This window comes from Pedobacter sp. ASV1-7 (genome assembly GCF_040203335.1).
Classification (GTDB): Bacteria; Bacteroidota; Bacteroidia; order Sphingobacteriales; family Sphingobacteriaceae; genus Pedobacter.
The window spans coordinates 160,408-173,828 of record NZ_JBEHBV010000002.1 but is presented as its reverse complement, the minus strand read 5'-3'; the positions used below and the strand labels follow the sequence as shown (position 1 = coordinate 173,828).

The following is a 13,421-nucleotide window of genomic DNA, read 5'->3' as shown; positions in this document are numbered from 1 at the left end:
GATGAAAATGAGAAAAATGAGGTTCTTTTATGTTTTGATATTTGTTCAGCTGATAGGATTCAGGGCATCTGCTGAGGTGAAATTGCCTGCAATAATAACGAATCATATGGTTCTGCAGCAGCAATCAAAAGTTGCTTTATGGGGTTGGGCAAGTCCTGATGAACAGGTTGAGGTTAACTGTTCCTGGTTAAAGGAAAGCAGGAGAGTTAAAGCTGATCAGAATGGAAACTGGAAATTAAATGTAGAAACCATTAAAGCTGGTGGGCCTTACACCATATCCTTTATAGGAAAGAATAAGATAGAAGTTTCGGATGTTTATTTAGGTGAGGTTTGGTTTTGCTCCGGACAGTCTAATATGCAAATGACAATTTCAAGGTCCAGCTCAGCTGATCTGGCAAACAGTAAAGATTTAAATCCGCTGATCAGAATGTTCAATGTGAGAAACATCACTTTTGATTCAACTGATGATGTCCGTGGTAAATGGGCTGTTTGTAATGCGCAAAGTATTGGCAATTTTTCTGCCGTAGCTTATCATTTCGGATTAGAATTGTCAAAAAAACTAAATGTTCCTATTGGTTTAATCAACTCATCATGGGGTGGCACTCCTGCAGAATCATGGGTAAGCAAAGAAGTATTGGAAGCTGATGAAAGTTTCCGTCCAATTTTAACCAGGTATAATAATAGTCTGATTAACTATGATAAGAAGACGACACATACAGCAAAAGATATTGACCCGCGTATAAACGCCAAGTCTCCTAATCTTTTATTCAACACCATGGTAAAGCCCTTGCTAAACTATAAAGTAAAGGGTGTAATCTGGTATCAGGGAGAAGCAAATGCAGCAAGAGCGTATCAGTATAGGAAATTATTTCCGGCACTAATCAGAAACTGGAGAGATGAATTCCGAATCGGAAATCTACCTTTCTATTATGTCCAATTAGCACCATTTAAAGGAGCTAAACCTGAAATTAAGGCGGAAATAAAGGAAGCTCAATTGATTACATTACAAACATTAGATTACGTTGGAATGGCTGTAACCATGGACGTAGGTGATTGTGAAGATATTCATCCTAAAGATAAAGAAACGGTAGGGATCAGGTTATCAAAAATTGCTTTAAATAGAACCTATGGTGATAAAAAAACAGCTTATTTAAGTCCTCTTTATGATGGGATGAAAGAAGAAAAGAATAAGATCAGGATCTATTTTAACACGGAATCAAGACTTATCTCTAAGAATGGAGATTTGCGCGAATTTACCATTGCTGGTGAAGATCAGGTGTTTTACCCTGCGATTGCTAAGATAGAAGGAAAAGAGATTGTAGTCTCCAGTGAAAAAGTGAAAAAGCCAGTTGCGGTAAGGTTCTGCTGGAATAATTGTCCGGATATAAACCTGTTTAATGAGGGTGGTTTTCCTGCGTCTCCTTTCAGAACTGATAACTGGAAAGGAATTACAGAAGGAATAAATTGATTTAGTAGATACGGTTCCCGTAAAAATAAGAAGCTATACGTTGCCCATTTATATGGTGTGTTAAAATATCCAATTAATAATTTGTAAAACAAGTACTTAATAATTATTAGATATGATACTGTATAAAATCAGGCTATCAAAAAAAATAGCCTACATCTATTTTATTGCCCTTTTTTTGACCTTAGGGTTTGTAGAAAAGTCACAGGCACAAACTAAATTTCCAGGGATAATAGTGGTTGAAAGCCCTGATGCCGAGAATCAGTTTGTAGCCTCTCCAAGTATTGTTATTCTTCCTGATGGTTCATACCTCGTTTCACATGATTGGTATGGTGCAGGAAGGAAAGAGGTTGTTACTTCCGTCTACAGATCCCGGGATAAAGGGATTACCTGGAAACCTGTAACAGATATAAAGGGCTTAATGTGGGCAAGCCTTTTTGTTCATCAGGGATCTATTTATCTGATGGGAGTGAACAGGTCTTTCGGGGATGTGGTTATTGTAAAATCAACTGATAACGGTACGGTTTGGACAAAACCGGTTGATGATAAAAGTGGAATATTGTTCAAAGGAAGGCTCCATACTGCACCTACTCCTGTAGTGGTTCATAATGGGCGGATCTGGAAAGCTTATGAAGAGAATAAAGGAATAAAAAAACGGGATTTCTACGCTTTCATGCTTTCTGCACCACTAAACGCTGATTTGCTAATGTCGGATAGCTGGACAAGAAGTACTGCTGTTCGCTTTGATAGTACATGGCTAAATGCGCGTGATCCAAAATGGCTTGAAGGAAATGCTGTAGTCGCACCAAATGGCAAAATTGTAGACATCATCAGATTGCAGGGATGGCAAAGTCCTAATGATACTTATGAAATAAGAGGTGCAGCGGAAGGCATGACAAGATATGAAGTCGCTGGTAAAATTGATGTTTCTGATGATGGAAAAACTTCAACTTTTAATCCTAAGCGTGGGTTGATTCACTTCCCAGGTGCTGAAATAAAGTTTAGCATTCGTTATGATCCAGTTTCAAAAAGGTATTGGAGCTTAGTAAATAAGATCACCAATAATTTCCCTGGTTCAAACTTAAAGACATTGCCTATGCATCAGAGGAATGTAATCATGTTAACCTCGTCCAAAGACCTGATCAATTGGAAAGAACATACAAAATTACTCGTCTGGAATGAAGGCAAAAAAATAGTGCAGACCGACCAATATGGGTTTCAATACTTAGACTGGCAATTTGACGGAGATGATATTATTGCCGTTTCCAGAACTGCATGGAAAGCAAAGAATTTTCACGATGCCAACCTGATTACATTTCACAGATTTGAAAAATTCAGAAAACTAACCAAAGCAAATGACCGACCGGATATGGCATTTCAGCAAAATACCAAATAACAGTGGACTTAAATAATAACGATATGAAATCAAAACGATTACTTGATTATTTATACTCTATTGGCCTGTTTATGGCCTTGAGTACATGCGCTTTCGAACTCAAAGCTCAGGATATAGTAGTTAATGCTACCGTAGTTGAATCCATTTCTGGTATACCTCTTAGCGGTGTATATGTAAGGGTTAAGGATAATATAAAGAATGGTAGCACAACAGACCAATTAGGGAAATTTACCCTCAAAGTAAAACCAAAAGATATTCTGATTCTGTCTTATATTGGATATATACCATTAGTGATACCTGCAAGCAAAGCCAATGGGGCTTCTATATCATTAAGTCCTGATGATAAAGCACTTAATGAGGTGGTAGTAATTGGTTATGGCTCTGTTCAGCGAAAGGATCTAACTGGTTCAGTTGCAGAATTGAAGGTAGCTGATATGAACAAGGCCCCTGTAGCGAGCTTTGCCCAGGCATTAGCTGGTCGTGTTGCCGGGGTAACCGCTTCTTCTCCTGATGGTCAGCCTGGTGTTGGAATTGATATTATTATTAGAGGTGGTAATTCCCTGACTCAAAGTAATACACCGTTGTATGTGGTTGACGGATTTCCTATTGAGGACTTTGATGGCTCTACTCTTAATATGGCCGACATAGAATCTATAAATATATTGAAAGATGCTTCTGCAACAGCCGTATATGGTGCAAGAGGAGCTAATGGTGTAATTGTTATTGAAACTAAAAAGGGTCAGTTAGGTAAGCCTGTAATTGATTTGAGTACATCATACGGTCATCAGCAGATACAAAAGAGAATGGAAGTCATGAATCCTTATGATTTTGTAAAGTATCAATTAGAATTAAGCCCAACTACGGCGACTACCATGTATCTGAGTGATGGAAAAACATTAGAGGACTATCGAAATGTGCAAGGTATTAACTGGCAGGAGAATCTTTTTAGAAATGGCTCTACACAGATCAATAATATTTCTATCAGAGGAGGTACTATGGATACTAAATACACCTTGTCGGGTTCGTATTTTGATCAGGCCGGTACGATTATAAATTCTGGCTATAAAAGATATCAAGGACGGTTTTCTCTAGACCAATACTTAAATAAAAAGATCAATGTTGGTATCAATACAAATTATAGTAAAATAGAGACTAATGGTCAGCCAGTTGCCTCTGGTGTAGGAAGTACAACCAGAACTTATCTTATGTCAAGGGCCTGGGGATTTAGACCTGTAAGTGGTAATAACGAAAACTTACTGACGGAAGAGATGGATGACAATGCGATCATTGGTCAGACTACCAGTGATTTCAGGTTAAACCCTTTAATCTCTACTCAGAATGATTATAACAAAGCGCAAACAACAGATTTGCTGGTAAACGGGTTTTTCAACTACAAGATTAAGCCCAATTTAGTTTTAAAAGTAACCGGAGGCCTTAAATCCTTATCCAGATTAAATGATGTGTTTTACAATTCAAAAACCCCACAGGGTAGCCCATTTAATTTGTTAAACTTAAGAGGTGTTAACGCTAATACCCGTCTTTATCAAACAGAATTATTGTCTAATGAGAATATCCTGACCTGGGATAAAATGATAAATAAAGTGCATAAAGTGAAATTGATGGGTGGTTTTTCCATGCAGTCTGAAAAAGCAAGAATTAGTGGGCACTCAGTGCAAAGTATACCTAATGAAGAGTTGAGGATGGACGGTTTGGATGAAGGTATCCCATATGGCGTTTCAGCATCATCATCCTCAAGGACCTTGGTGTCTTATTATGGAAGGTTTGATTATAACTACAAGTCTAAATATTTACTGACGGCAACTTTTAGAGGAGATGGTTCATCTAAGTTCCCTAAAGGTAATAAATGGGGGTATTTCCCTTCTGCAGCTATTGCCTGGAATATGACCTCAGAAGATTTTATAAAAGAGATCAAAGTAATTAGTTTTTCAAAGTTGAGGTTGTCGTACGGTGTAACTGGAAATAATAGAGTGGGTGATTTTGATTATTTGCCATCATTAGGATATACAGTGGCATCTTCCTATTCATTTAATAACGATATACCTACCAAAGGCGTAATCTCAACGAATATGGGGAATTCTGATTTAAAATGGGAAAGTACCAGACAGATAGATTTAGGTTATGATTTAGGGCTTTTTAAAGATAGAATAAAGTTTACTGTGGATGCTTATAAGAAAAATACATACGATCTGCTATTGAAAGCAGAGCTGCCTACTACAACTGGTTTTACATTTGCCTATAAGAATGTTGGTAAAATAGAAAATAAAGGTCTGGAGCTATCATTGACTACACTTAATGTTAAAACCAATTCTTTTACATGGGAAAGTAATTTCAATATTTCCTTCAACAGAAATAAAATAACAGCACTTGAAGCAGGCCAGAAAGAGATGTTTTCTTTTGTGTCGTTTGATACCAGTTACAATACTAACCCCTTGTATGTTTCTCGTATCGGACAACCTTATGGAATGTTTAACGGTGTAATTTTCGATGGTATATATCAGTTGGAAGACTTTACGGAGAAACCAACAGGCGGTTATTTGTTGAAAGACAACATCACCACGAATGGAGCAGACAGAACAACCATACAGCCGGGTGATATTAAATACAAAGATATTAACGGTGATCTGGTTGTCAATACCGATGATCGAGTAATTATGGGTAACCCACATCCTAAACATACTGGTGGTTTTTCAAACACATTTAGCTATAAGAACTTTGATTTAAATATTTTAATGCAATGGTCTTATGGTAATCAGATCTATAATGCAAACAGGATCATCTTTGATGGGAATGGAGCTATTACAGAAGGTTTAAATCAATATGTTACTTATAATGATAGATGGACTCCGGATAATCCTTCGAATACGCATTACAGAACCAGAGGTGGAGGTCCGAATGGTGTTTACTCTTCAAATGTGTTAGAAGATGGATCATACCTGAGGTTAAAAACACTTTCTTTGGGCTATAGCTTTTCAAAAACAATTACCAATAAACTGCACCTTTCAAACCTACGACTAAATGTATCTGCACAGAATTTATTTACGATCACAAATTACACAGGCATAGATCCCGAGGTGTCGGTTCGTAATAGCAGTATTTTGACCCCTGGCTTTGATTTTTCACCATATCCGATGTCTAAAACAATTGTTTTCGGATTAAATGCTTCGTTTTAACCATTTATTATTCATGATATGAAAAACAGAGTTATAAATACCACAGTATTGATTTTCGTAATGATGGTAGCAACTTCCTGCAAGAAATTTTTAGATACCAAGCCAACTGATTTTTTGGCACCTCTAACTTATTTCAATACGAAGGAACAGTTAGAGTATGGTATAGCATCGGTATACGATATTTTACAAAATGGTAATCTGTATGGCAATAATTTATTGCATATGTATGCTTTAGAGGCCGATGAAGGCTTCCATTCACGTACAAGTCCGGCATCCGGGCCACATATTTATGATTTTACTGCAAGTAATACGTATACCACGAATTACTGGTCTATCCTATACCAGGGGATAGGTCGTGCAAACTTATTACTCGAAAATGTGAATAAAAATGAGGCAATAGATGTTTCAATCAGAAATAAAATCAGAGGAGAAGCCTTGTTTTTAAGAGGATATTTTCACTTTTTACTAGCTCAGAATTTTGGAGGAGTTCCATTAATACTGAAGACAGTAACATCTCCTTTTGATGTAGAAAAGCCAAGAGCAACTTTAAAAGAAACATACGATCAGATTGTTAAGGATATGACAGAAGCGGAGGGACTTGTCGCTGATATTAGAGAAATTGGTTTTGGTGGGAGGGTTAGTAAATCAGCTGTTAGGGGAATATTAGCAAGAGTATATCTTAACATGGCCGGTTATCCCTTAAATGAGACTGCAAGATATGAAGATGCAAGATTCTGGGCAAAAAAGGTTATGGATGATGGCGCAGCGGCACATAGTTTAAATCCTTCATTTGCAAATGTTTTTATAAACTATGCTCAAGATAAATATGATGTAAGCGAAAGTATCTGGGAAGTTGAGTTCAAAGGAAATGGCGGTGATGCATTTGCAGAAACAGGCTTAGTAGGTTATCAGAATGGTCCTGGTTCAACAAATCCTTTAACGGGTATTGCATTAGGTGTTATAAGGGCCACGGCAGATTTTTATCAGAAATTTGCAGCTGGTGATTTGCGCAGAGATTGGACCATTGCTTCCTTCACCTATGCAGCCACAGGCGAATCTGGTACAAAAAACTATATCACTTCTACCAGCAGACAACAGTTATATCTTAGACATTCTGCTAAATATAGAAGAGAATATGAAACGGTATTACCTAAAAGCTCGAGCGCAGGACCTATTAATTATGCCTTACTTAGATTCTCAGATGTTTTATTAATGTTTGCAGAGGCTGAGAATGAAGTGAATGGTCCAACGCAAGATGCAATTGAAGCAGTGAATAAGATCAGAAAGAGAGCATGGTCGACGGGTATAAAAACTATTTCAATTACAAACGGAGGAACTGGCTATACTACTACAAGTCTGCCAATTATTACTTTTTCAGGGGGCAACGGAAGCCAGGCTTCTGCAGTAGCAGTTGTTAATGGAACCACTAAAAAGGTAACAGGAATTACCTTTGTCAAGGATGCCGTGATTGGTCAGTTAAATGGTAAAGATTATACCAGTGCTCCAACTGTTGCCATTACAGGAGGTGCCGGGACAGGAGCTACTGCAACTGCAACGATTTATACTGAGGATGATTACAAGTTAACGGCTTTAGAAACTGGTTCACCTGAAGCTTTCAGAAATCTGATCAGGGATGAGCGATCAAGAGAGCTGGGGTTTGAATCATTAAGAAAAAGTGATCTTATACGTTGGGGAATCTTTTTACAGCGAATGGAGGACATTAGAACGGTAATGACAGCAGAGATTGCCACAAATCAGTATTTTTATACAAGACCATATGTGAATGTGAAAGAGAAAAATCTTTTATGGCCGATTCCAGAAAAAGAACTGGCTTTGAACCGGGCACTGGAACAAAATCCGGATTGGAAATAATCATACAGTTAAATGAACGGTGACTTTTTTAAAATTTAAAATGTTTAATGATGAACAAAATTATATATGTAGCCATACTTGTTTCATTATGTTTTCATGGATTTTCCCAGGAGGCAGCAATTAAGAATCAACAGGAGATAAAGTTTACAACTAAAATCAACAACAAGTATCTGCAAATCCCGATTAAGAATGGTGCTGCTAAACGAAATGTAGATCTTTATATAAACGAAAAAAAGGTTTATGGATTGAATGTAGAATTGGATGCGAAAAATCCAGATTGGTATGCTTATATAGATGCTGCAAAGTGGAAAGGCAATTTAATGGAAATCCGAATTGATTCAGTCGTTCAGACTACTGGTTCTGCAAAACCAATTATACAAACCTCAAAAAAGATAGATCGTTTTGCTCCTTATACAGAAAAGCAGAGAGGACAGTTTCATTTTTCAGCTAAAAATGGATGGCTGAATGATCCGAATGGATTGGTATACTATAATGGGGAGTATCATCTATTCTTTCAGCATAACCCTTATGGAGTTAATTGGGGAAATATGCACTGGGGCCATGCGGTAAGTGCCGATTTGATCCATTGGAAAGAGTTGGATATAGCTCTTTACCCAGATGAATTTGGAACAATATATAGTGGTGGCGGTTTAGTAGACAACGATAATGTGAGTGGATTGGGTACAAATAATAAAGCTCCCATGCTTGTTTTTTATACAGCAGCAGGTAAAGTACGGACTCAGAATTTAGCATACTCTAATGATGGCCGACAGTTTACTAAATTTTCAAAACCTCTTGTTAATGAAATAACAAGGGGAAACAGAGATCCTAAAGTTGTATGGTATGAACCTGCTAAGCATTGGGTGATGGTTGTGTATGTCACAGAACGGGGAGGGCAGCACACCATGCATTTTTTAACCTCAAAGAATTTAATTGACTGGACTAGTGCCAGCGTAATGAAAGGTGATGTAGGAAAAGGCCGGTACCTTTATGAATGTCCTGAATTTTTTGAGCTACCAGTTACAGGAAATGAAAGTATCAAAAAATGGATACTGGTTGGAGCAAATGGTCAGTATGCTATTGGAACTTTTGATGGAAAAACTTTTCATCCAGAGCAGGAAAGATTGAAGGGGCATAATGGTAAAGGTTATTATGCTGCCCAGACATTTAGTAATGAACCTAAAGGCCGACGTATAGAAATGGGCTGGTGGCAAACTGAGACAGGTAAAGAAGGAGCATTTTTTAATCAATCTATGAGTATTCCAATGGAACTTAAGTTGGTAAATGCTTACGAAGGTTTAAGGGTAACAAAAATGCCAGTTGAAGAACTCAAACTATTAAGAGATAGGAAGTATAATTTAGGCCGCCTTACCATAAGCCCTGATGGAAAAAATCCATTAGCAGATATCCGATCAGAATTACTGGAATTGCGTGCTTCTTTTAATCCGGGTGCTTCGAAAATAGTTTCTTTTAAAATTAGAAATATCCCAATAGTATATGATGTAGTAAAAAGTGAAATTATTGTAGATGGAAGACGTATTCTAGCCCCTTTGGTGAATGGAAAGATAGAATTGATTGTATATGCAGATCGCACAGGGCTTGAAATATTTGTAAATAACGGATTAATATTTGTACCGCTGAATAAGAACCTGGATATGGACGAACAGTCGCTGAATGTTAATGTAAGTGGTGGAAATGCTGTATTTGATTATCTGAATGTTTATACGCTGAAAAGCTCATGGACTGAAAAATAATACAGATATAATGAAATAAAAAGGAACTGTAATTCAGAATATGATAATTTAGTACACTAAATGGAGAAAAACTATTACAAGCCTATCTCTGTATAAGGTTAATTTAGTTTTTCGTAATTTTTAATCCTTTACATTATGTATTGTATTAAAAAGGATGCACTAAACAAGTTATTTAAAAATATGAATATAAGAAGTGTAAAAAGGCTTTTTCTTGCAAATTGTCTTGCTGCTATTGTTTTAGTTAATAACCCCGGAGATGTATTTGCACAAGATGCAAATGCTGCTGACCTTCAGTTTCTTAAGTATAATAATCCGGGTTTAAAAGTTGATCTGGGCGTAGGATTATGGGCATGGCCAATTCCTATTGATTATGATGGTGATGGTGATATGGACCTTTTGGTTTCCAGTCAGGGTAAACCATTTAACGGAGTTTATTTGTTTGAAAATACCAGTGGTGATATCAATCCTGTGTTTGCAAAACCGGTATTGTTGTCTAAATCGATAAAAGATATTCAGGTTTCTTATATCGATGGAAAACCACGTTATACTGTGCCGGGTGCAGAACTGCTCAATTTTACAAAGACTTTTGCTAAGCAAAAGAAAAAACTGTTCCCAGTAGAGTCTATTATGAAAGACCTTAAAGGGAAAAACCGTTTTAACCAATGGAAACTTGTTGATTTTGATGGAGACGGAGATGTTGATATTGTAGTAGGTATAGATGACTGGGGAGATTATGGTTGGGATAATGCCTATGATAAGAAAGGAAACTGGACAAATGGTCCGCTTCATGGATATGTTTATCTCATTGAAAATGTTAATGGCAACTACGTAAATAAAGGTAGGATTAAAGCCGGTGGAAAGGAACTTGATGTTTATGGAGCACCTACACCTAACTTTGCTGACTTTGATGGCGATGGAGATCTGGATCTGATTTGTGGGGAGTTTTTAGATAAACTGAACTATTTTGAAAATATCGGGACTAAAGAAAAACCAGTTTATGCAGCAGGCAGACATTTGAGTAATGGTTCTGGTATTATAAAGATGGATCTGGAAATGATCATACCTGTTTCTGTCGACTGGAATAAAGATGGACATATTGATCTTATTGTAGGAGATGAGGATGGCCGAGTAGCCTTTATTGAGAATACAGGAAAGGTGAAGAATGGAATGCCACAGTTTAAGTCACCAGTATATTTCAAACAAGAAGCAGACAATGTGAAGTTTGGTGCATTAGTAACTCCTTTTAGTGTAGACTGGGATGGTGATGGAGACGAAGATATCATTTGTGGTAATTCTGCAGGTCATATTGCTTTCATAGAGAACCTTGGTATTTTTAATGGAATGCCTAGATGGGCTGCTCCAAAACTATTGAATAGTGACGGAAAGGAAATCAGAATACAAGCTGGAAATAATGCCTCTATACAAGGGCCGGCTGAAGCTAAATGGGGTTATACGACCTTATCTGTTGCAGATTGGGATGGTGATGGTTTAAAAGATCTTATTGTGAATTCTATATGGGGAAAAGTTATTTGGTATAAAAATATTGGCACTAAGAAGTCGCCAAAATTAGCTAAAGAACAGCAGGTTAATGTTGATTGGGGTAAGTCGAATATTCCGAAACCATCATGGAACTGGTGGACTCCTCAAGCAAAAGAACTGGTTACTCAATGGCGTACAACTCCTTATGCTTTAGACTGGAATAAGGACGGATTAACGGATTTGATTATGCTGGATACAGGTGGTTATCTTTCATATTTTGAACGCTTTAAAAAAGGGAACGAATTATTGTTAAAGGCACCTAAAAGAATATTTGATGCAGTTGATTTTGCCGGATATAATGGGAATCATAAAATTACAGATAGTCTGGCTGGTCCTTTAAGGTTAAACACCAATAAGTATGGCGCTAGTGGCAGACGAAAATTCACTATTGCAGATTGGGACCTAGATGGTAAACCGGATCTGCTTGTAAACAGTGTGAATGTAACCCTCATGAAAAATATGGGTACAAAGAATGGCCAGGTTCAGTTAAAGAATGATGGACCAGTTGCAAAATTAGTACTTGCGGGTCATGATACCAGTCCAACTATGGTAGATTGGAATAAAGATGGTATTCCTGATCTTTTAGTCGGCGCTGAAGATGGCCATTTATATTACTTGCCTAATCCTTTAAAAAAAAAGTAATGCAAGAGAAACAATTAACAACTGATGCAAAAGGTCATTTCCTAAATACGAATCAAGGTTTTTCAGCAGATGGTCAATGGCTTGTTTACGATACGCGTAATGATGATAGTAAAATTATAAGTACCGGAAGTATTGAAATGGTAAATGTAGCAACAGGAGAAATCAAAGCACTTTATCATACTAAAAATCAATCTGAATATGGACCCGGAGTTGGTGCAGTATCTTTTTCTCCTGTTGCCAATAGGGTGATTTTTATCCAGGGAATAAGAAATGCAAATGAAAAAAATCCTTATGGATTTACCCGTAGAACAGGAGTAGCAATCGATATAGATAAACCTGAACAACCTATTTATATGGATGCAAGGGATATTACAGAACCATTTACAGCAGGTGCATTGCGTGGAGGTACTCATGCGCATTCGTGGAGTGGAGATGGCAAATGGATTAGTTTTACTTACAATGATTTTGTGATTGAGCAATTGAGTAAAACTAATCACGATGTTAAGGATCTTAGAACTGTAGGTGTAATGTTTCCTCGAAAAGTGAATGTTGCTGACGATTTGGAAGGTGAAAACAATAGCGGTGAAATGTTTTCTGTAGTGGTTACTAAAGTTACTGAAAACAGAAAGCCTGGTAGTGATGATATTGACAAAGCTTTTGATGAATGCTGGATTGGAAAAAAAGGATATAAAAAAGCTGATGGAAACTGGCAGGAAAGAGCAATTGCATTTCAGGGGAATGTAATTGATGAAAATGGAGTACAAAAGACAGAGGTTTTTGTAGTGGATTTGTCTGCAGACCTAAGCACGGCAATAACAGGAGAAAAACTTGAAGGAACTGCGAATAGCAGACCTGTTGTTCCAAATGGAGTAAAGCAAAGAAGAATTACTTTCACAAAAGAAGGTATATTAGGTCCGCGTCATTGGTTAAGATCCAGTCCTGACGGAACAAATATTGCATTTCTTTCTAAAGATAAGACTGGTTTTATCAATGCATTTATGGTTTCTCCGAATGGAGGAACGGTAAAACAGGTAACCTTCAATCAATTTGATATACAAAGTGGACTAAACTTTAGTCCAAATGGTAGATACATTAGCTATGTCGCTCAGCAAGCTATCTATATTACAAATGTTGTAACAGGTAAGACTATTGCCTTAACGCCAAGTGCAACAGAAAATAATAAGCCAGTTAGTGCGGTTTTATGGAGCCCTGATGGTAATCTCCTTGCTTATAATCGGTTCGTAGAAAATTCTGAAGGAAAGAATTTGCAGATATTTCTGCTTCCAGTGATCTCGGAACTTTTGTAAACTAAAATAGTACTAGAATTTTTGAACAGCCAGCAACTATAAATTGCTGGCTTTTTTGGTTTAATATATTTCCAGATAACCTATATATATGTTCGTTTCTTATCATAATTCTATTGTTTTATTTGTTTTTTGAATTATATGTCTTTCGTCTTATTTCATTTTATAATGAGTGGTTTCTTTATGGTAATAAAGTACATATATCTGATAATACATGTAATATGAAGCTTTTAAATCTTATGTAGTTTTAAAATATTA

General features: G+C 36.9%; 7 protein-coding genes. All 7 read left to right on the top strand.

What is annotated here, in order from left to right; all coding sequences use genetic code 11:
* The first annotated feature begins 1 nt into the window (after position 1).
* Positions 2-1,468 carry a sialate O-acetylesterase gene (locus ABDJ41_RS05850; RefSeq protein ID WP_349784888.1) on the top strand — a complete coding sequence of 489 codons (1,467 nt, stop codon included), beginning with the start codon at positions 2-4 and terminating at the stop codon, positions 1,466-1,468.
* A 112-nt stretch (positions 1,469-1,580) separates the two neighbouring features.
* Positions 1,581-2,861 carry a sialidase family protein gene (locus ABDJ41_RS05845; RefSeq protein ID WP_349784886.1) on the top strand — a complete coding sequence of 427 codons (1,281 nt, stop codon included), beginning with the start codon at positions 1,581-1,583 and terminating at the stop codon, positions 2,859-2,861.
* A gap of 23 nt (positions 2,862-2,884) precedes the next feature.
* Positions 2,885-6,052, top strand: coding sequence for a SusC/RagA family TonB-linked outer membrane protein (locus ABDJ41_RS05840; RefSeq protein ID WP_349784885.1), 3,168 nt, complete (start codon positions 2,885-2,887; stop codon positions 6,050-6,052).
* A gap of 18 nt (positions 6,053-6,070) precedes the next feature.
* The gene (locus ABDJ41_RS05835) at positions 6,071-7,924 is read left to right on the top strand and encodes a RagB/SusD family nutrient uptake outer membrane protein (RefSeq protein WP_349784883.1); all 1,854 of its coding nucleotides are present in this window, start codon (positions 6,071-6,073) and stop codon (positions 7,922-7,924) included.
* A gap of 47 nt (positions 7,925-7,971) precedes the next feature.
* The gene (locus ABDJ41_RS05830) at positions 7,972-9,678 is read left to right on the top strand and encodes a glycoside hydrolase family 32 protein (RefSeq protein ID WP_349784880.1); all 1,707 of its coding nucleotides are present in this window, start codon (positions 7,972-7,974) and stop codon (positions 9,676-9,678) included.
* Between the two features lie 180 nt (positions 9,679-9,858).
* Entirely contained in the window at positions 9,859-11,859 is a 2,001-nt protein-coding gene (locus ABDJ41_RS05825) for an FG-GAP repeat domain-containing protein (RefSeq protein ID WP_349784878.1), read from the top strand.
* Entirely contained in the window at positions 11,859-13,166 is a 1,308-nt protein-coding gene (locus ABDJ41_RS05820) for a DUF3748 domain-containing protein (protein WP_349784877.1), read from the top strand. The genes ABDJ41_RS05825 and ABDJ41_RS05820 overlap by 1 nt, the downstream gene beginning before the upstream one ends.
* Positions 13,167-13,421 lie beyond the last annotated feature (255 nt).

Coding starts and splice junctions, on each gene's coding strand:
- ABDJ41_RS05840 (WP_349784885.1), top strand. CDS start 2,885: ATGAAATCAAAACGATTACTTGATTATTTATACTCTATTGGCCTGTTT.
- ABDJ41_RS05835 (WP_349784883.1), top strand. CDS start 6,071: ATGAAAAACAGAGTTATAAATACCACAGTATTGATTTTCGTAATGATG.
- ABDJ41_RS05820 (WP_349784877.1), top strand. CDS start 11,859: ATGCAAGAGAAACAATTAACAACTGATGCAAAAGGTCATTTCCTAAAT.
- ABDJ41_RS05830 (WP_349784880.1), top strand. CDS start 7,972: ATGATGAACAAAATTATATATGTAGCCATACTTGTTTCATTATGTTTT.
- ABDJ41_RS05825 (WP_349784878.1), top strand. CDS start 9,859: ATGAATATAAGAAGTGTAAAAAGGCTTTTTCTTGCAAATTGTCTTGCT.
- ABDJ41_RS05845 (WP_349784886.1), top strand. CDS start 1,581: ATGATACTGTATAAAATCAGGCTATCAAAAAAAATAGCCTACATCTAT.
- ABDJ41_RS05850 (WP_349784888.1), top strand. CDS start 2: ATGAAAATGAGAAAAATGAGGTTCTTTTATGTTTTGATATTTGTTCAG.